Here is a 17374-nt window from a genome sequence, read left to right on the forward strand (position 1 = left end):
CAAGCGTTGCTGCCTCAGGACTTTCATATGCTTTCGCAGGAGCGCGGCCCTGCTGCTCCGAGCACACATTTGTTGTTTGCGAATGTGGCATCTGAAGGCAATTTGCGTGCCCAACTACGAACTGCCAGCCGAAGCCTCGACCCCGGCTGGCATCACTATCAGACAATTGCGCTCGAGCGGGTCTAGAGCTGATTTCCAATTGTCGCATTTTCGCGGCTCGAACGCCAATAGCTGCCAGTCCGCTACCGGCCCCATTCCAGTCATACGATTTAAGAAAGTCTCAATGGGCAGCTTCTGGGCCGCTAGCGGTCTGTCCGGTTTTGAACATGATTTGAGTTGAAGCGGACATCCATCCGTGCAGATTTAAGACCGATTACTTGTCTACCGGCGACTGATGCACTGCTGAAAGCTTCGCGAGATAACGCCCGCCGAAGCGCAAGACCAGTCGGCGCAGGACGAAGAAAAACCCGTTCGATGGCACGAACATCTGCGATTTGAGCCACACGGTCTTGCGCTGTTTTTCAATGTAGGGGCGCAAGCCCCTTCCCAACTTTTCAGCGCGGCGGGCACATTGCCGTTCTGAGCGGCAAGGGCTTCACCCAGTTGCTGCCCGCCCATCAACCCGGCTGTCGCGCCCATGCCGGAAAACAGCGTGAGGCACCATGCGCTGTCCCCCACCAGCACCACGCGGCCCTTGTGCCAGCGGTCCATCTCCACCGTGTGGACCGAATCGAACAGATAGTCGGGCGCGTTGGACAGATCCTCCAGCGCTTCCTCCACGATGGAGTGGGGCTCCATATCGGCAAAGACATCGCGCAGCGTTTCCACCGCAGGCCGTTCGAACTGCGCATCTACATCCTTGGTGCGATAGGCAAAGAACGCCGTCGGCGTATGATCCTGCAGCGGGAAGACCCAGAGCGAGCGTTTATCCTGATTGAGGATTACTCCGTCGCGCTGGCGGAATGTCTCCATCTGTTCTTCTAGCTGATAAGCGCAGATCACCGCATCCAGCGAATGCATGAACTTCTCTTGCGGGCCGAACACCAGCTTGCGCACGGTGAAGCGCAGGCCATCGGCACCGATCACCAGGTCGAAGCGCTCGATCGTTGAACTGCCGTCTTTCGTATCCAGCGTCACATCGACGCCGTCCGCGCGCTCAACAATGGCCACGGGGCTTGTGCCGAACCGGATTTCGACCTGCCCGTCGACGCCGTTCCACAACCCTTCTTCGATATCACCGCGCAGCAGCGTGGCAGGCCGGGTCGGCTGGTCGGCGAACCCGGCTACGCGCACACGTCCGCCGTCTTTCGTCATGTGCCAATTCGGCGAGGCTTCGGGCGTGCGGATATGGATGCCGGGCAGCACGCCCAGCCTTTCCGCCGCATGTTTGCCCGCATCCTGAAGGCCGATGAAATAGCCGCCTGTCCGCCGCTCAGGCGCGCGTTCGACGATGACGGGTTCCCACCCGGCCTTCTTAAGCGACATGGCGCTGGCCATTCCGGCGATGCCGAGGCCGACGATAAGAGCGCGTTGAGTCATGATTGCTGTATCCTTCCTGTCGGGGGTGAGGGGCGAAAGCCCCTGCGCCCGAACCGATATGAACACTGTATAGATACCTCGCGCGCTTTTTGTCTAGACACTGTTTAGATTGCGTGCCAGATTGCCCTCATGACCAAGACGAAACGCGACAGCTATCATCATGGCGACCTGCGCAGCGCGCTGATTTCCGCCGCGGAAGAGATCATCGCCGCAGAAGGCGTGGAAGGCTTCACGCTGCGCAAGGCAGCGCGCAAGGCGGGCGTATCCCCCGGCGCGCCAACGCATCATTTCGGCAGCATGGCGGGCTTGCTGACGCAGGTGGCGCGGCGCAGTTACGAGGCACTGGGCAAGCAACTGGCAGGCGCGGCAGAGGGGCTGGAAGGCAACGCGGCGCTGCGCGCGCTGACCGCCGTCTATGTTAGGTTCGCGCGCGACAACACGGGCCGTTTCCGCCTGATGGGCCGCACCGACTTGATCGAATTGGAGGACGATGACCTGCGGGCTGCGGTCTATCGGGCGATGCGCCCGCTCGCCGCCGCCGCTGCCGGAACACGCGGCCTCGGCGTGCCGACCCCCGAGTTCGAGCGACTGGATCCGCGCCTGATCGCCGCCATCGTCCCCGCGCACGGACTGGCGCATCTGGCCACCGAAGGACGGCTGGCCGCGACAATGCGGTCGGGAGAGGTGGACGCGCAGGCGCAAGACGCGTTGGTGGACGAGGTTTTGCGCGCGCTGTGGCCTTGAAGCAAACCGCCCAAACCGATAGCCGCTACGCAATACTGATCACGCTGAACGCGAACGAGCCATATGCTACGACTTCGGTTTCTTGCTGTGCCTCGATATCTGACGCTGGAGGCGCGCGCGTGTCCTACCCGCCTGCTCGGGCAAACAGGACAGCTCTCCAGCGCAGGAAGTTACCTGTACTACAATGGTGAGCACGTCTGCTGTTGAAAAACCGCCACTCGCGCGCCAAACATTCCCCCAAAATGCGTAAGATCCTCGCCTTTTTCCACGCTTTGCTGGCAACCGTACTGCTCACTTGCGGCGTCGCAGCTTTCGCCGCGACGTCGATTCTTCCGTCGTCCGGGGACGCCGCCGAGGCGCAGGTGGCGATGGATCCCTTCGGGCGGGAAACGCCGCGATCGACCGTGACCAATCTGCTGGGCGTGCTGGCGAGCGAAGATCCTGGTGCCCTCGATCCCTATCTCGACCTGCCTGCCGGTATGGATCGCGCAGAGGTCGTGCCGCGCCTGCGCGCTGCGCTCGATGCGGGCGGGACGCTCGCCACCTATCAGGAACTGGCCAACGAGCCCAACGGGCGGCTCGACGATGGCCTCGGCCCGACACGCGAACAGGTCGGGACACTCGCCGGGGGCGAGATACCCATCCTGCTGACACAGAGCAGCGGCACGGACGGGCCTGCCATCTGGCGGCTGTCGGCGGAAACGCTACAGGCGCTCCCGGATATCGAACCGCAGGCGATCCCGGAAGAAGAGGCTATCGTCGCCGGTGCCCCTGCGCTGGATTGGGTCAAGCTGCTGGGACTATTGATCGCCGTCTTCATCGCGACCCGGTTGCTGGCCGCGCTGGTCCTGCTCGGTCTGCGGCAGGTCCTCTCGCGCGATGGGGCGGTGTACCGGGTCCTCGATGCCGCCCTGCCGCCGCTGGCGCTGGTTGTCACCATCGTCGGTTTCCGGCTGTGGTCGGACGCTGCGCCGATCTCGATCGTCGCGCGTCAGGTCGTGCTGCGCTATCTCGGCATTGCAGCGTGGATCGTGTTCCTGTGGTTCCTGTTCCGCCTGGTCGATGCGCTCGCCCGGTGGCTGTCGCTGCGCATGACGCGGCGCGCGCGGTACCAGAGCGCGTCTGTCATCGTCTTTGCCCGCCGGGTTATCAAGGCCGGACTGTTGGTCCTGGGGGCGCTCGGCATCCTCGACACGCTCGGCTTCGATGTCACCGCTGGTGTGGCGGCGCTCGGCATCGGCGGTCTGGTCTTGGCGCTGGGTGCACAGAAGACGGTCGAGAACCTGGTCGGCACCGTATCCGTGCTGGCCGACCGGCCGGTGCAGGTCGGGGATGTGTGCAAGGTCGGCGATGTGCTCGGCACGATCGAGGATATCGGGATGCGGTCGACCCGGATCAGGACGCTGGAACGAACCGTCGTCACGATCCCCAATGGCGATTTTTCCTCACGCCAGATCGAAAACTATACCAAGCGCGAACGTTTCCTCTTCAACGAGACGATCGGCCTCGAATACGCCTTGGATGCGGCCAAGCTGCGTGAAGGGATTGGCCTGATAGCAGAGGCGCTCGCACAGAACGAGCACATCGCCCCGGAGCCGCGCCGGGCGACATTACGTTATTTTGCAACGGACTCGCTGGCGATCGAAACCTTTGCCTACATCATGACCGCCGATTTCGACGAAAGCCTGAGAATCCGCAACGATCTCATGCTCGACATCTACGAGCGATTGGAACAGGCAGGCATCGGGTTCGCCTTCCCGACACAGACCCTTTACCTGCGCAAGGACGAAACCGGGCAAGGGTGACGCGGTATGGTGGCGGTCACGCAACGCTATCCGGCTGACGGTTCGCCGAACATGATCTGCCTGAAGACCTTCACGTAACTTTCTTCCGGCTGGGTGCCGTCGCCCGATCGCAAGACCGCGGTATGCCAGAGTATGAGCAAGGTTTCGGTGATGACATCGGCGGGCAAGCGGAGTGGCTGCCCAAACTGGGCGGCCAGGCCTTCGATCAGAACCCGGAACTGGGCCGTTACACGCGCCTCCGCAGCCTTGTACTGCGCGCGGAATTCCGGGTTGCGAAAGGCATAGAGCTGCAATTCCAGCGCCAGCGCCGCCCAGGCCTGGCGATCGGGGATGTCGGCTAGCCACGCAGCAAGCGTTTGCATGGCCTGGTCGATATCGGCTTCCGGGATCGAGGCGGCGAGGTCTTCCAGTCGGTCCCGCTGTTCGGCCAAGTGACCTTCCATGACTTCGAGCAGCAGCAACTCCTTGCTCTCGAAGTTCGAATAAAAGGCGCCTTGCGTAAATCCGGCGTCGGCGCAGAGCTGGCGCACGGAAAGTGCCGGGATGGAATGGGCGATCATCAGCCGCTCGGCCGATTTGATCAGCTTGGCGCGTGTTTCCGCCTGGCTTTGCCGACGCGATTTGGTGGTGGTTTCGCCGCTCATGGTGCTCGATCCGTCTCAAAAATCCTGATTTTCGGAACCAAATTTTCAGATATCACTTGATATTTCAAATGCCCGGCCAGAGGATCGGTTTCCCGTCGATCCTTTTCAGCAGGCAAAACAGGCAGGAGTTGTTGCCCATGCAGCCCATACGGTTCACCCCCAATGTCGAGCAAGTCGATCCCGACGAACAGCGGCTGACGCGCGAGATCGTCGAACAGATGAATGCGACGGCGCGCAACGCGTTCGAACGGCATCGGCACGCCCATCGCGATGCCCATGCGAAATCGCACGCGATCCTTAAGGGTAGCATGACCGTGCACGACGGTCTGTCGGCTGAGCTTGCGCAGGGCATCTTCGCTTCTCCGAAGACCTACGAGGTCGTCGCGCGGCTTTCGTCCGCGCCGGGCGATATCCATTCGGACGAGGTTCCGGCCCCGCGCGGTTTCGCGATCAAGGTGATCGGCGTTCCGGGTGACCGGCTTTCGCCCGACATCGGTGGCGAGAACCAGGATTTCCTGATGGTGAATTTCCCGGTGCTCGCCTTCGGCACGATCCCGAAATACAAGCAGATGCTGGGTCTGCTCGAAAAGAACGCGCATGCGCCCGATTTCTTCCAACGCCTCGTTGCCGGCGTGGCGCGCGGCGCGAAGGATGCGGTGGAAGCGGTGGGCAAGGTGCCGAGCGCGACGCTCGAGGGGTTGGCGCGCGACAACAATCATCCTCTCGGCGAAACCTATCATACGCAGGCCGCTGTCCGGTTCGGCGACCATGTCGCCAAACTGTCGCTCGCCCCGAAATCCCAATCCGTGCGCGATTTGACCGGTCGGGATCTCGAAGACGTCCAATATTCGACCATGCGCGACGTAATCGGCGATTTTTTCCGCGCGAACGGCACCGAATATGAATTGCGCGCGCAGCTCTGCACCGATCTCGAAACGATGCCGGTGGAAGATGCTGCCGTGTTGTGGGAAGAGGAAAAGTCTCCCCATCGTGCCATCGCCACGCTGCGCTTCGACAGCCAGGACCCCTACAGCCCGCCACGCCAGGTTTTCGGCGACGATGTGCTGTCGTTCAATCCATGGAACGGCGTCGAGGCGCATCGCCCGCTGGGCGGCATCATGCGCATTCGCCGCGCGGCCTACGAACGGTCCAGCACCTATCGTCACACTCAGAACGATCGCCCGCGCATAGAGCCGCAGGCCCTGTCCGACATTCCCGATTGACCACCAAGCGCAAAAGGAGCGCGCCATGACCAAAAGCACCGATCCGCGTCTTGCCGATGAGAGCAAGCCCGAAGAAATCCGCCGCCGTGCGCGCGAGCTGGCAGAAGACCTGCCGCAGCTCGCGAAAATCGCGCTGGAAGCGATGATCCGCGACCACAATCCCGATTACAAGGGTACCGCCAACAAGGCGGGGCGCGCGGGAATGCAGTCGGGCAATGTGTCCGAACTGACCGCCATCGCCAAGGTCAAGCCCGGCGGGGCGGACCGCCTGCGTCGCATCTTCGACCTCACCAACGGCAATATGGACGGCGCGCAGCGGGTGTCGACCTTGCACGATATGCGCTTCGTATTTTTCGACGACGACACGCGCATCCTGTTCGCCACAACCTATGATGGCGACTGGGACACCTATATTAACGATTTCGCCACCAAGATTCCGGGGTTGATGGACCTGCTGTTCGCCAATGTCGAAGGCTGGCCGGGGATCGACAGCCCCAAGGTGAAGGACTTTATCGCCGATCACCAGATCGATGCATCGGGATGGTTTGTGGCCAATCCGCAAGTGACGGTTGTGGATACCCGCCGGTACCAGCGGATGGAGCACGCGCTGGATGACTTCCTCGAAAAATCCCGGGCGAATGCGGATATGGATCCCGCCACGAGCAAGGCTCTCGACGAGCTGAGCACGGCCATCGCGCAACCCGAAGGCGTGGATTATTGACATGGGCATTCTGCAAGAACTTTCCGCCCGCTTCCGTCCGGACAAGGTCAAGCTCCAACTCGACGATATCCAGGCGCTGATCCTTCGATCCCGGCCCGAACCCTATGTCGGCATCCATTCGATGATCCATGTCGACGAGGCCGCCGGAGGGCGGGATCTTTTGCGCCGCCTGGCCGACCATATCCCCGCTGCATCGGGTTGGACGGACGAGCTGGACTCGTGGACCGGCGTCGCCATCAGCTATGACGGCTTGAAGGCGCTCGGGCTGCCCGAAACCTCGTTGGAGAGTTTTCCGCTGGCCTTCCAGCAAGGCATGGCCGCCCGCGCCGAGCAGCTACGCGATTTCGGCGAAAACGCGCCCGAAACATGGGAGGATCCCTATCGCCCCGGCACTTGCCATATCGCATTGACCATTTATGCGCGCGACGACGATGCGCTCGACGACGTGCTGGCAAAGGCCGAGGCCGAACTGGAAAAATCCACCGGCATCACGCTGATCGGTACGCACCGTTTCGGTGCCGACGAGGACGCAAAGAACCCCTTCGGCTTTCGCGACAGCATTTCGCAGCCGTTGGTCGACGGGAGCGGGGTCGACCCCTTGCCCGGTCAGGAGCGCGCGATCGCGCCTGGAGAATTCATCCTGGGCGAGAACAGCGAGACCGGTAGCCCGCTCGCCATGCCGCAACCCGCACCGCTTGGGCGCAACGGGTCATACATCGTGCTGCGAAAATATCAGAGCCGCGTCGGCGCGTTTAACGACTTCCTGCGCGAGCAATCCGCCGACGAAGGAGAGCAGGATTATATAGCCGCGAAGATGTTCGGCCGGTGGCAGAGCGGTGCGCCATTGCCGTTAGCGCCGGACCGGGACGATCCGGAACTCGGCGCCGATTCCCGACGCAACAACGACTTCTCCTACGAAGACGATCATCGCGGCCTCGTCTGCCCGCACGCCGCGCATATGCGCCGCCTCAATCCGCGCGACAGCCAGCTTACGATCCTCAGCGATGTGAACATCCACCGCATCATCAGGCGCTCATCTACCTACGGTCCGAAATGGAGCCGCGACGTGACGTCGGAGTCCGATGCGCAGGAGGATCGCGGGCTGTTCTTCATTTTCATCAGCGCCAGGGCATTCGATACGATCGAATTTCTCCAGCAGGAATGGATCAACCGTGGCAACTTCGTCGACCTGGGCGAAGAACGGGATCCGATCGTCGGTCTGCACCAGACGTCCGGGACTTTCACCATTCCCGAAACGCCGGTGCGCCGAAAAATCGATGGCGTGACCACCTTCAACCGGCTGCGCGGCGGAGAATACATGTTCATGCCCTCGCTCACGGCCCTGCGCTGGATTGGCGACGGCGCATGGGACGAAGGCGCGAGCCCATGAACCCACAGAGGGGGCAGGAGGGCGGTTCGGCTTTCGTCTATCCCATCACGGTCGGCCCTGATGCGATCGACGAGCTCGATCACGTCAACAATGCGGTCTATCTGACCTGGGTGCAGCAGGCGATCACCGCCTATTGGGTCGCACATGCGCCGGCGGAGGAGGTCGCAAAGATCGCATGGATCGCCCTGCGCCACGACATCAGATATCGCAGCGAGGCGTTTCTCGGCGACCAGCTCGAGGCGAAAGTCCTCCTCAGGGGCTTTCGTGGGTCCCGCTCGCAATTCGAAATACAGTTCAGCCGCGGCAGCGTGTCTGTCGCCGAAGTGGACACGACCCTGTGCTGCATCGACCGAGAAACACGGCAGCTGCACCGCATCACGCACGAGTTGGCGAGGCATTTCGCCATTGTAGCTTAATGCACACGGCTTCTTGCCCTTTTTCTCCGAGCCATTTGACAATCCCAACGCGAAGGCGCGAAAACTGTATAAGTTCTATTAATCGCAGCCTCACAACTATCCCCGTTCTAGCGAGGATACCGACCCGTTATCGTTGCATTTGTTATGCAATGCCTCGGCGCTGCCGACCAAGGCGGTCGCAATAGGAGCGCACATTTGCAGCGATCCCTTGTGCTGAACCGACGCCCACTCTCGGGGGGGTCAGCACGCCGATCGCAAGGAGTGGTTGCTAAGGTGCGAAGCTGCCATCTGGGCTGATGCTGACGACAGGCAGCTTTCGGAAAAGATCCAAGCGAGCTCAAATGGCCGACATTAAGGCGCATAACGGTCATCATTGAAGGAGAGAGGAGGCAGCTTTGCTCTTCCTGAGCCGGGGCATGTCCGTCCCGGCGATCAGGAGATCTCCCATGACCAAGTCCCGCCGCACTGCTTCGACATCGCCAGCGGAGCGCATCACCGCCGCCATCATCGAAAAGCTCGAGCAAGGGACAAAGCCCTGGGTTAAGCCATGGCGCGGTGTGCCGGTCTCGCGGCCCCTACGTTCTTGCGGTACGCCCTATCGCGGCATGAACACCTTCTGGCTGTGGATGGTGGCCGATGGCTGCGGCTTCGCCTCGCCATACTGGATGACCTACCGCCAGTGCCAGAAACTTGGCGGACAGGTCCGCAAGGGCGAAAAGTCGACCATCGCGATCTTCTACAAGAGCTACACCAAGGAGGTCGAAAACGCCAAAGGCGAAGCTGACACCGAGAACCGGCGCGTGCTCAAGGCCTATGCCGTGTTCAACGCTGACCAGTGCGATGGCCTCCCTGCATTTTACCATCCCAAGCCGCTGGTTGCCGCATTTGAGCCCGAAGGACGCGAAGACCGGCTCGATGCCTTCTTTGCTCATATTGGCGCAGACCTTCGCCACCATGGCGCGCAGGCCTATTACGAGCCGCTGCGCGACCGGGTTACCATGCCGCCAACCGAACTCTTCGAAGCCTACGACCACTACTATGCGACGCTCGCGCACGAGCTGTCGCACTGGACGGGTCATTCCTCGCGGCTCGACCGCGATCTCAAGAACCGCTTTGGCAGCGACGCCTATGCCGCCGAGGAACTGATCGCCGAACTGTCCTCGGCCATTCTTGGAGCAGAACTGGGTCTCCCGGTCGCCCACCTCGACAATCACGCCAGCTACATCGCCTCCTGGCTCAAGATCCTCAAATCGGACGAGCGCGCGATCCTCACCGCTGCTGCCAAGGCCGAGAAAGCGGCCAGCCTGTTGCTTGACCTTGGGGGTCACCAATCCCTGGAAGGCGAGGCCGATGTCGATCTCGCCGATGCGGCCTGAGGAGCAGTGAGATGGGACGTTCCGTCAGCTACTCGACCGGCTCCGTAGTGGCCTTTCGCCTGCTCGATGACGGCGAAGTGGACGACACCGACTGGGCTTATGAGTGCCTCGTCGACGAGATCATCGATACCACGAAGGCGGCCTTCCTTCGAGCGCTTCGAGGGATGGCGCGGCCGCGAGGACCGTATCCTCCTGCGCAATGCCTTCGCCGATTGCGGCGTATCGACCTATTGCGGCCTTGCCGCGATCTGGCTCGCAGAACGAGACGATGCGCGGTACTGGGAGGCCGACTTCTACAACCCACGAACGGCGAGAGCACGGCACTGGCTTGGCCAGGTCTCGGGTAGGTTCATCGACCTGTTTGGTGAGTTGCGCCTGGTCGGGCGGTTCTCAAATGGCGAAGCGATCTTCGAGCGCTCCCGATCCGCCTGCGACACCGGGTCCTGATCCTGCCTCATCCCAGTCCGCCGGGAGAGGCCCTTGTGCCGGTCGGGGCGCACCGCAACCTGCGGCCCGTCGGCCCGTGTTGCCCGCGCCAGCCTAGGGCCGCAGGTTTCCCGCTACGCGGTGCGTCTCGCCCCTTCTCCCGGCCCTTATCGGGCTCCGGCGGACAGGGCCGAGGCAATGGTGCCTCCTCTCCTTGTCCCCGCGATCAGGAGACACCCCATGTACGACAGCTTCATCGACCAGTTGAGCGGCCTTGACCTTTCAGGCCTCAGCATCAGGCCGGCCCCATTCAACGAAACCGACTTCCCCTGCGAGGACGCGATCGACCAGACGCTTGGCGCCGTCTGGTCCGACCTTTTCGCGATGTTTTCCGACACTGCTTTAGAGGCTGATGCCGAGGATATTGCCTGGGGCATGGTCAATCTCTTCCACCGCGCTGCAAGCCTCAAGTCAGCTCAGCTTGATCGGGCCGGCGACGAGATCCGCGTCCTGCTCGCATCTGCCGATGGATCCGAGGTACATTCGAGCAATCTGGAAGAGCAGGTCGAGCGCGCGCAGGCCGCCGAGGCCAGCATGCTGGCCTTCGAGCAGATGCGCGAGGCGGCGGCAGCACTGTACCGCAACGAGACCGGTTCCTCGTGGAAGCCCGTTTCGGGCTCGCGGACCAGTCATTCGCGCCACCTTACCTCGGCTGTGATTGATGCCCGCGATTTCCTTCGCGCACGCGCCGAGAACCGGCGTCACGCCCTTATCCCGGAAGGAACTCCAATCGTCTTTGCCGGTGGTCGCCAGACCTTCGAGAGCACCGAGGATGCGAAGCGTTATGCCGACAACATCTGGGCGACGCTGGACAAGGTGCGCGACTTGGTTCCCGATCTCTTCCTGGTCCATGGCGGCGACGGCAAGGGTGCCGACCGCCTGGCCGCGAGCTGGGCTGAATGCCGCGAAGTGCAGCAGCTTGCCTATTCGCTCGATCGTCGGCTTGGTGCCCGCGCCGGGTTCAAGCGCAACGAGCAGATGCTTTCCCTCAATCCGCGTTACGTCGTCGCCTTTCCGGGCAATGGCGTGACCGAACGGCTCGTGATCGATGCCAAGGCACGCCGGATCACCGTGGTTGATCGTCGCGGCCCCTTGGGCACCGCTCCCGGCTCCTGAGGGGGCCTTTACAATCTGCAACTGCATTGCCCGGATGTGCATTTAGCGCAGACCCGACTATGGACCGGTCATGCAACTTGACGATCTGCTGCAGCGCTACTTTGCCACCACCGACCTCTCCGGGGTTGCCCCCGACACGTTGTCAGCTGGCATCGAGCACTGCCGGGTCGATCTCGGCCTTGAGGAGGACCGGGGCAAGCGCTTTGCATTGTGGTCGTTCCTGCACATGTTCGGGTCAGCCCCCGATCTCGATGTGGCGTTCGAGAACGAGGAAGACCGGGAAGCAGCCCGCAACTTCATGGATCTCCTGGCGGCATCGGGAGGCGATGGGGTGGGCTGATTACAGCAGGGTCTCGGCACCTTCAGACCCGCACCCGATACCCATCCGGCTTTCTTCGCGAACAGTCCTGAACCAGGTCAGCTGAGGACAGCAACCCGTTCCTTTCCGGCCGTGTTGTCGCGCTTCGCGCGCCTGCCCGCACCACCCGTCATGAATAGGTTTCCCTTGGAGCTTCGCTCCTGCGGTGCAGTCCCCCCATGCCCTGCTTCTTCTGGATGTTCGCAAGCCGGAGATGGTCTCCGGTTTGAAGAACTGAAGGACTACCATCATGACCAATATCGCAATCCTCACCGGCCGCATCGCCCGCGATCCCGACACCCGCGAGACCAAGGGCGGCACCAACGTCACCGGGATCACCGTCGTCACCGATCGCCCCGCACGCGACAAGGACGGAAAGACCTACAAGGACGAGAACGGCTACACCGCCAAGGAAAGCGAGTTCCACCGGGTGACCTGCTTCAACGGCCTCGCCAAGACCGTCGGGCAGTATTGCTCCAAGGGCCAGCTGGTCAGCGTGCAGGGCCGCATCCACTACACCCAGTGGGAGGACAAGGACGGGGTCACCCGCTACGGCACCGAGATCCTCGCGGACAAGGTCGACTTCCTCTCCCGCGGCAACGGGTCGAGCGACGACAACGACAACGACAACACCGACGCTCCCGATATCGACTGACATCGATCCCGATCGTCCCCCTTACGAAGAGGCTCTGCCGCAAGCGGCAGGGCCTCTTCTTCTGTGGTTACTGAGTCCCCGGCGCTGCATTCGAAGCACGGGTTGCACCGCGGCCTATCAGTCTTTCGATCGCGGCGTCCTCGCCAAGTTTCCCGAGTTCTTCGGCAACCTTCCTCAGGCCCTTCTTCGAGAAGCTTTCGAGGCCGCTTCCCAGGATGATTTCGCCGAGTTCTCTGGCCGCTTGTACTTCAAGTTCGCGTTGTTTGGCGTCGAGCGCCTCGCGGTCTGCTTCGAGCTTTTGCAGGGCTGCAATCGCGCTCCTGTTTCGGGGCATGTTTCTTGTCCTTTTGTCCCCCTCGGTTCTGCTCCCCGATTGATTCCATGCCTGCGTCATCGGGGTGTAGGAAAGGCAATTCGTACCCAGCAGGCGTTCGATATCGGGGCGGAGGTGGTGGGTCCTTGCTCACGGTTCTCCCAGCATGATGGCCTTGCGCCTCCCGTCTCAAGGACGGCGGGGCCCCACCATTTTGTCCGCCCCCGGATTGCATCCGGCAGCGAACAAAATCGTTACCCCCACCGCCGCTTCGCGGTCGCCCATCCGGGCGATCCCTGACCCGGGTCCCACAAGACCATCGCGCGCACCTCCTGTCGTCTCACGACAGAAATCAGGAGGATAATCATGGCTTATTCGATGCATTGCGCACTTCCGTCCCGGAGCTATTTCGAGGCTCTGGAAACAGCCGAGAAGAGAGCCCTGCACAGCTTCTTCGATCAGCACATTATCGAGGATGACGAACTCGGGTATTTTGCCCTCGACGAGGGTGACTACAACATCTTGCCAGCGCATCTCGCAGCGCGGGTGGTCCACACGGTCCACGGCGGCATGCTCGACGAGTTCTGAGACTACCGACAGGGCGGGAACCGGGAACGGGTCCTGCCCTTTTTTCATGTTCGCCGGGTAGTCCAACCAACCTCAAAACCCGGTTCGGTCGGTTGCTCTGACGGTCGCCTACCGCAATGCGGCGGCGCCCGATAAATGGAGCGGGACTGTGGACGCACTCTGTCCCGCGCATCTGGCGATGCGCTCCTGAGGGTGCGGCGTGATTTGTTCTTGGGCCCCGCGCGCACTTGCGAACCGGCACCGGGGTCGGGCGGCGGGAAGCTAGGCACGCGACATGCCCCGCTTGCCTTGCTTCCCACGCGCCCTTGGCCGCTGCCTCTTTCGCAGGTGCTGTCTTTGGCTGGAGGCGTCGAACTGCTTTCTATATGCATGCGATCAGCTGCCAGGCCTGTTTGCTCGCGCTCCAACGTGGAGGTCGGGAAAAGTCGTCCTTGATCAGTACCCCTTTCTGCCTGGGCCACCTCGCGCACTTGGGACCAAGGGAGCACACCGTACCCCGCGAATTCGGGAACTATCTCTCTGTTATTGCTGAAGAATGTGGTTTTGGGCGGAAACAACCCGTCTGCGAGTTGAGCGGCTCTGCGCTGATCCGCAGACAACTCACATCCCGCTATCACTTTGTAATAACGCTTGATTCTTTCGGTTGACTGCGAGTTGTTCACGATTTATTCTCATCGTCACCTTCCGCAAGGTGAGCCAGGTTCCGTCGGTCCGACAAGGAACCTGTTTCATGACCCGACAAGATCGGCTTCAGACATTCGTATCTCTCTCCGTAGGTAACTGGGTTCGCCAGTATGCCGCGGACCATGGCGTTAGTGTCAGCGTCTTTATCCGTGACCTCATTGTCGCAGCGTGGCAGCGCGATAACGAGGCGAAGGTCCGGCCCGCAGGGCTCGATCCCGCGCGCCAGGCTATCTTCATTTCGGTAGCGCTCGATGCGCTTCTGGCCAGTCATCCTGACGCGAGTTTGCGCGACCGAACCCACGAGGCGTACCGGCGGCGACTCGAGCGTCTTGGCCTCCCCGTCAACGCGAACATGGGAGGCCATTCCCATGAAGCATAATCTCCTGAACTTCACCCGCGGGAGCCAGCTGCTCGGCCACTTCGGTTTCATGTTTGCAGCGGGCCTCAAGGGTCGCGGCGTCCTCCGGCCCGGTCTCGGTCTCCCATTCGGTAGCCGCGGCTTTGGCTAGCGCGGGATTGGTGATGAAGAGCTGGGTCGCTTCCTCGCCGCCGAGGCGGCAGGCGAACTTGTAGACATAGCCCGCCTTGCTGGTCGCAAAAAAGCTGACCCGGGCAGCGGCAAATTGCGGGGGCACGGAGATATAGATGTCTCCACGCACCGGCTCGTGCGTCACCTGGAAGTCGTTGTAGGGGAAGCCGCTCGCGATCTTCGAGACATTGGCGAAGCCGTCATCGATGAGCGCGATCCGGGTGAGTTCGCCGCGAGCGAGCTCGCAGTCGATGGTCGCATTGTCGGCCGCTTCGACGAACTGGTCGGCATGCGCCGGGACCGGCGCGAGCGCGAAGGCGATTACGGCAAGACCGGTCAGCTTGAGCCCGGGATCGGGGCGCCTTGTCGCGCCGATCGCGAAACAGGCAAGACCGGTTCCGGCAAGCGCAGCAGCGAGGGGAGATGGGAGTAGGCTCATTGGCCGGGTTCCTCCTTGTCGGTGGGAAGTTGCTCGAAGCCGGCGAGCGCGAGGCTGAGACCACGCTTCGACCAGCGGAAACGGAAGGAGCGGCGCTGGCTCGCGATCACCTGTGCGCCGACGAAGGTCTTGAGCGTGCCGGTAACGGTCGAGGTCAGGTCCTTGGGATCGACATGCATTTCCGCGATCGCGAAGGCCTGGTTGATGTCCGAGCCGCGCTGTTCCTCGACGATTCTTACGAGCTCGGCCTTGAGGCGGCCGTGCGCGGCGGGATCGGCGAGCTTCAGGATGTTCGCCATCCAGTAGTCGAGGCTTTCGGGTGCCCGGTTAAGGAGCATCAGCGCCGTGTCGCGGGTGACGAGCTCGAGATAGGGCGCGTCGATCCCGCCGCTCGAGACGGTGATCCGCTCGGCAGTGATCGGGACCAGCACCACTTGCTCGTCGCGGGTGACCGCCGCGCCGAGGCTGACCAGCGTGGTCAGGCCAAGGACACCTGCCAGCACGGCAAAGCGGTTGCGTTGCCGCAGGTATGTCTGCGCCTGTTCGTGCGCGAATTCTGCTCGCATGGGTCGCCTCCCTCAGCCCGCCAACAGGCGGCAGTGGGAGGGCGGCGTGGCCTTCAACCCGAGAAAGCTCCCGGGCAGGTACCAGTACGCAGCATGCACCAGTGCCGAACCGGCACCGCGTGCCTTCGCCTTCCGCAAGGCAAGCCAGGCCCCGGCGGCCAGGCCGATACCGATGAAGATATGCTGCGAGAGAATGCCCCAGGCGAAGGGAATAAGAATCCCTGCAAACTCGTCGATGGTCCAGAAGCCGATGAGCTCCGGGTCGTCGAGCCGCCGTGGAACGAGGTACCTGTCGGCCATGCCGCCCTCCTGTCGTGACCGGATCCGCTGATCAGATGACCGCGGTCACGACCGAGGTGACGATCGGCACGCCGGTGCCGACACCGATCCCGACACCGACCGGCACCGCGACCTGGCCGAGCGAGAAGCGCCCCGAGGCAAGGCCGATCAGACCGCCCGCAAGGCTGAGCACGGTGATAATCTTGCCGCCCGAGCCTTCGAGGAAGTCGGTAAACTTGGTCAGCGCGGGATCGAAGGTGGTGTCGGCGCCGGCAAAGGCGGCACCGGCGCAGGCCAGCGCGACGCAGGCGGGAAGAATGTAGTCGCGGCCACGGGCACGGTTGAGCGTGCGCTGCTGGGCCGGAAGGGCAGTCTTGGTGGTCATGGATGGAACCTTTCGAGGAATTGAACATCAGCCAGCGATGCGTTCGCTGTATGTTCTTTCCTCTCCCCGGAGCCGGGCTGTAGGAAATCGGGAACTGGATTTTTGGGGCTGCCGACCAAGTAAAAAGCGACATCTGAAGGTGCGATGGCCGGGATTTGCGCCGGCCAATTGCGCTGCAGCGCCGACTGTGCCGGCTTTGGCGCGAAGCGTGCCGTCATATGCGCGAACACGACCGGAATTCGCGCGAATCACCGAAGGAAGCTGATTCGTTCCTTCCTCTATGTTCTCTTAATGTTCTTTTCGTTTTCCTACAGGCTTCCTTCGCGTTTAGCCGGTGATTCGATCACCTCCACCGGAAAGGATTCGCCGATGACCAACATGGCGCTCTTTGCAGAACAACAAGTTCGCGCCGACCTCGCCCGGCTGCTTTTGGCCGCCGTCGAAGCCAGCGGCCGTGCCCGCTGCGACATCGCGCGCGACGCGCAGATCCATAAGGATGCCCTGCGCCGCGTCCTTGCCGGCGAACGGTCGGCCAGCCTCGGCGAAGCCTTGCGCATTCTTGCAGCGTGCGGCGTCGCGCCGCACGCGCACTTGCTGCTGTTTCTCGTCAGCAGCGGCGATCACGCGATTGCGTGGCTGCAATCGGACCTCGCGCAATTCTTCGAGGACTTTTCCGGCGAACTGCCTTCAGCGCTCGAACGTGTCCTGGGCAACCAGGTTCACGATGTGAAGCCGCGCTGGGCTAAGGGCACGGCGCATCGTGTCGCCCGCCTGCTTTCCGATCACATCGACGAGCTTGAACGCAAGGACGCCCTGATTGGCGATGTCTTCGCCGGTACCGAAGGAGGCCATCGTGGGTGAAGAGATCGACAAGGAGGCAACAGAGCCCCGTCGGGTGACGCGTCTCATTCGCTTGCCCGAAGTGCAGCACCGCGTCGGGCTTGGCCGTTCAACGATCTATCGCTGGATGGCCGAGGGCAAGTTTCCGAGGCCTGTGCAGCTCGGAGGATACTCGGTTGCGTGGGCGGAAAGCGAGATCGACGGGTGGGTGGCCGATCGTATTACGCACTCGACATAGCCACCTCGACGTATCCCCTGTGACCAATAGAAAGAGCCCA

20 protein-coding genes and 2 pseudogenes are annotated in these 17374 nt (G+C 62.2%); 15 read left to right on the forward strand and 7 right to left on the reverse strand.

The window, feature by feature from the left end:
• Nucleotides 1-381 precede the first annotated feature (381 nt).
• Nucleotides 382-1539 (reverse strand): FAD-dependent monooxygenase, encoded by a 1158-nt coding sequence (locus LOZ77_RS12265; protein WP_063512055.1) that lies wholly within the window; start codon nucleotides 1537-1539, stop codon nucleotides 382-384.
• A 129-nt stretch (nucleotides 1540-1668) separates the two neighbouring features.
• Between LOZ77_RS12265 and LOZ77_RS12270 the strand changes: the two genes are divergently transcribed.
• Both LOZ77_RS12270 and LOZ77_RS12275 read left to right on the forward strand, forming a co-directional pair.
• Nucleotides 1669-2283: a TetR/AcrR family transcriptional regulator gene (locus LOZ77_RS12270; protein WP_063512054.1), complete on the forward strand. Its 615-nt coding sequence runs from the start codon at nucleotides 1669-1671 to the stop codon at nucleotides 2281-2283.
• 242 nt (nucleotides 2284-2525) lie between these two features.
• Entirely contained in the window at nucleotides 2526-4088 is a 1563-nt protein-coding gene (locus LOZ77_RS12275; protein ID WP_063512053.1) for a mechanosensitive ion channel family protein, read from the forward strand.
• A 26-nt stretch (nucleotides 4089-4114) separates the two neighbouring features.
• On the opposite strand, the gene LOZ77_RS12280 is transcribed toward LOZ77_RS12275, so the two are convergent.
• Nucleotides 4115-4732 carry a TetR/AcrR family transcriptional regulator gene (locus LOZ77_RS12280; protein ID WP_063512052.1) on the reverse strand — a complete coding sequence of 206 codons (618 nt, stop codon included), beginning with the start codon at nucleotides 4730-4732 and terminating at the stop codon, nucleotides 4115-4117.
• Nucleotides 4733-4869: 137 nt separating this feature from the next.
• Between LOZ77_RS12280 and LOZ77_RS12285 the strand changes: the two genes are divergently transcribed.
• The 9 genes and pseudogenes from LOZ77_RS12285 (at nucleotide 4870) to LOZ77_RS12325 (ending at nucleotide 12473) form a co-directional block, all read left to right on the forward strand.
• Nucleotides 4870-5955 (forward strand): catalase family protein, encoded by a 1086-nt coding sequence (locus LOZ77_RS12285; protein ID WP_063512051.1) that lies wholly within the window; start codon nucleotides 4870-4872, stop codon nucleotides 5953-5955.
• Nucleotides 5956-5980: 25 nt separating this feature from the next.
• Nucleotides 5981-6676 (forward strand): hypothetical protein, encoded by a 696-nt coding sequence (locus LOZ77_RS12290; RefSeq protein ID WP_063512050.1) that lies wholly within the window; start codon nucleotides 5981-5983, stop codon nucleotides 6674-6676.
• 121 nt (nucleotides 6677-6797) lie between these two features.
• Nucleotides 6798-8066 carry a Dyp-type peroxidase gene (locus LOZ77_RS12295; protein ID WP_230279337.1) on the forward strand — a complete coding sequence of 423 codons (1269 nt, stop codon included), beginning with the start codon at nucleotides 6798-6800 and terminating at the stop codon, nucleotides 8064-8066.
• Nucleotides 8063-8482, forward strand: a complete 420-nt coding sequence (locus tag LOZ77_RS12300) for a thioesterase family protein (protein WP_063511171.1) — start codon at nucleotides 8063-8065, stop codon at nucleotides 8480-8482. The genes LOZ77_RS12295 and LOZ77_RS12300 overlap by 4 nt, the downstream gene beginning before the upstream one ends.
• A 446-nt stretch (nucleotides 8483-8928) precedes the next feature.
• Nucleotides 8929-9858, forward strand: a complete 930-nt coding sequence (locus tag LOZ77_RS12305) for an ArdC family protein (RefSeq protein WP_050599523.1) — start codon at nucleotides 8929-8931, stop codon at nucleotides 9856-9858.
• An 11-nt stretch (nucleotides 9859-9869) separates the two neighbouring features.
• Nucleotides 9870-10305 (forward strand): annotated as a pseudogene (locus LOZ77_RS12310) (hypothetical protein).
• A gap of 219 nt (nucleotides 10306-10524) precedes the next feature.
• On the forward strand, nucleotides 10525-11460 hold the full coding sequence (locus LOZ77_RS12315; RefSeq protein WP_230279338.1) for a DUF2493 domain-containing protein: 936 nt from the start codon (nucleotides 10525-10527) through the stop codon (nucleotides 11458-11460).
• A 70-nt stretch (nucleotides 11461-11530) separates the two neighbouring features.
• Nucleotides 11531-11800: a hypothetical protein gene (locus LOZ77_RS12320; protein ID WP_230279339.1), complete on the forward strand. Its 270-nt coding sequence runs from the start codon at nucleotides 11531-11533 to the stop codon at nucleotides 11798-11800.
• 268 nt (nucleotides 11801-12068) lie between these two features.
• Entirely contained in the window at nucleotides 12069-12473 is a 405-nt protein-coding gene (locus LOZ77_RS12325; protein WP_230279340.1) for a single-stranded DNA-binding protein, read from the forward strand.
• Nucleotides 12474-12540: 67 nt separating this feature from the next.
• On the opposite strand, the gene LOZ77_RS12330 is transcribed toward LOZ77_RS12325, so the two are convergent.
• Nucleotides 12541-12807 (reverse strand): DUF6437 family protein, encoded by a 267-nt coding sequence (locus LOZ77_RS12330; RefSeq protein WP_230279341.1) that lies wholly within the window; start codon nucleotides 12805-12807, stop codon nucleotides 12541-12543.
• Between the two features lie 345 nt (nucleotides 12808-13152).
• On the opposite strand from LOZ77_RS12330, the gene LOZ77_RS12335 reads away from it, so the two are divergent.
• The gene (locus LOZ77_RS12335; protein WP_230279342.1) at nucleotides 13153-13374 is read left to right on the forward strand and encodes a hypothetical protein; all 222 of its coding nucleotides are present in this window, start codon (nucleotides 13153-13155) and stop codon (nucleotides 13372-13374) included.
• A 730-nt stretch (nucleotides 13375-14104) separates the two neighbouring features.
• Nucleotides 14105-14437, forward strand: a complete 333-nt coding sequence (locus LOZ77_RS12340; RefSeq protein ID WP_230279343.1) for a hypothetical protein — start codon at nucleotides 14105-14107, stop codon at nucleotides 14435-14437.
• A 73-nt stretch (nucleotides 14438-14510) separates the two neighbouring features.
• Here LOZ77_RS12340 and LOZ77_RS12345 read toward each other — a convergent pair.
• From LOZ77_RS12345 to LOZ77_RS12360, 4 genes and pseudogenes are all read right to left on the reverse strand, one after another.
• Nucleotides 14511-15026 (reverse strand): annotated as a pseudogene (locus LOZ77_RS12345) (type-F conjugative transfer system secretin TraK); the annotation flags it as partial.
• On the reverse strand, nucleotides 15023-15592 hold the full coding sequence (locus LOZ77_RS12350; protein WP_230279344.1) for a type IV conjugative transfer system protein TraE: 570 nt from the start codon (nucleotides 15590-15592) through the stop codon (nucleotides 15023-15025). The pseudogene LOZ77_RS12345 and the gene LOZ77_RS12350, both read right to left, overlap by 4 nt.
• A gap of 12 nt (nucleotides 15593-15604) precedes the next feature.
• A complete protein-coding gene (gene traL, locus LOZ77_RS12355; RefSeq protein WP_006834208.1) occupies nucleotides 15605-15892 on the reverse strand; it encodes a type IV conjugative transfer system protein TraL in 288 nt (95 codons plus the stop codon).
• 31 nt (nucleotides 15893-15923) lie between these two features.
• Nucleotides 15924-16256: a hypothetical protein gene (locus tag LOZ77_RS12360; protein ID WP_160484464.1), complete on the reverse strand. Its 333-nt coding sequence runs from the start codon at nucleotides 16254-16256 to the stop codon at nucleotides 15924-15926.
• 144 nt (nucleotides 16257-16400) lie between these two features.
• Here LOZ77_RS12360 and LOZ77_RS12365 point away from each other — a divergent pair, with 144 nt between their 5' ends.
• Both LOZ77_RS12365 and LOZ77_RS12370 read left to right on the forward strand, forming a co-directional pair.
• Nucleotides 16401-17117, forward strand: coding sequence for a hypothetical protein (locus LOZ77_RS12365; RefSeq protein WP_230279345.1), 717 nt, complete (start codon nucleotides 16401-16403; stop codon nucleotides 17115-17117).
• Complete coding sequence (locus LOZ77_RS12370) at nucleotides 17110-17334, forward strand: AlpA family transcriptional regulator (protein WP_230279346.1); 225 nt, start codon at nucleotides 17110-17112, stop codon at nucleotides 17332-17334. Before LOZ77_RS12365 ends, LOZ77_RS12370 begins: the two co-directional genes overlap by 8 nt.
• Nucleotides 17335-17374 lie beyond the last annotated feature (40 nt).

Source organism: Croceicoccus sp. Ery15 (assembly GCF_020985305.1).
GTDB lineage: Bacteria > Pseudomonadota > Alphaproteobacteria > Sphingomonadales > Sphingomonadaceae > Croceicoccus.

What these genes read in the sequence shown, in the direction of transcription:
- LOZ77_RS12265 (WP_063512055.1), bottom strand. Translation starts at nt 1,539, where the DNA reads ATGACTCAACGCGCTCTTATCGTCGGCCTCGGCATCGCCGGAATGGCC.
- LOZ77_RS12270 (WP_063512054.1), top strand. Translation starts at nt 1,669, where the DNA reads ATGACCAAGACGAAACGCGACAGCTATCATCATGGCGACCTGCGCAGC.
- LOZ77_RS12275 (WP_063512053.1), top strand. Translation starts at nt 2,526, where the DNA reads ATGCGTAAGATCCTCGCCTTTTTCCACGCTTTGCTGGCAACCGTACTG.
- LOZ77_RS12280 (WP_063512052.1), bottom strand. Translation starts at nt 4,732, where the DNA reads ATGAGCGGCGAAACCACCACCAAATCGCGTCGGCAAAGCCAGGCGGAA.
- LOZ77_RS12285 (WP_063512051.1), top strand. Translation starts at nt 4,870, where the DNA reads ATGCAGCCCATACGGTTCACCCCCAATGTCGAGCAAGTCGATCCCGAC.
- LOZ77_RS12290 (WP_063512050.1), top strand. Translation starts at nt 5,981, where the DNA reads ATGACCAAAAGCACCGATCCGCGTCTTGCCGATGAGAGCAAGCCCGAA.
- LOZ77_RS12295 (WP_230279337.1), top strand. Translation starts at nt 6,798, where the DNA reads ATGATCCATGTCGACGAGGCCGCCGGAGGGCGGGATCTTTTGCGCCGC.
- LOZ77_RS12300 (WP_063511171.1), top strand. Translation starts at nt 8,063, where the DNA reads ATGAACCCACAGAGGGGGCAGGAGGGCGGTTCGGCTTTCGTCTATCCC.
- LOZ77_RS12305 (WP_050599523.1), top strand. Translation starts at nt 8,929, where the DNA reads ATGACCAAGTCCCGCCGCACTGCTTCGACATCGCCAGCGGAGCGCATC.
- LOZ77_RS12315 (WP_230279338.1), top strand. Translation starts at nt 10,525, where the DNA reads ATGTACGACAGCTTCATCGACCAGTTGAGCGGCCTTGACCTTTCAGGC.
- LOZ77_RS12320 (WP_230279339.1), top strand. Translation starts at nt 11,531, where the DNA reads ATGCAACTTGACGATCTGCTGCAGCGCTACTTTGCCACCACCGACCTC.
- LOZ77_RS12325 (WP_230279340.1), top strand. Translation starts at nt 12,069, where the DNA reads ATGACCAATATCGCAATCCTCACCGGCCGCATCGCCCGCGATCCCGAC.
- LOZ77_RS12330 (WP_230279341.1), bottom strand. Translation starts at nt 12,807, where the DNA reads ATGCCCCGAAACAGGAGCGCGATTGCAGCCCTGCAAAAGCTCGAAGCA.
- LOZ77_RS12335 (WP_230279342.1), top strand. Translation starts at nt 13,153, where the DNA reads ATGGCTTATTCGATGCATTGCGCACTTCCGTCCCGGAGCTATTTCGAG.
- LOZ77_RS12340 (WP_230279343.1), top strand. Translation starts at nt 14,105, where the DNA reads ATGACCCGACAAGATCGGCTTCAGACATTCGTATCTCTCTCCGTAGGT.
- LOZ77_RS12350 (WP_230279344.1), bottom strand. Translation starts at nt 15,592, where the DNA reads ATGCGAGCAGAATTCGCGCACGAACAGGCGCAGACATACCTGCGGCAA.
- traL (WP_006834208.1), bottom strand. Translation starts at nt 15,892, where the DNA reads ATGGCCGACAGGTACCTCGTTCCACGGCGGCTCGACGACCCGGAGCTC.
- LOZ77_RS12360 (WP_160484464.1), bottom strand. Translation starts at nt 16,256, where the DNA reads ATGACCACCAAGACTGCCCTTCCGGCCCAGCAGCGCACGCTCAACCGT.
- LOZ77_RS12365 (WP_230279345.1), top strand. Translation starts at nt 16,401, where the DNA reads ATGGCCGGGATTTGCGCCGGCCAATTGCGCTGCAGCGCCGACTGTGCC.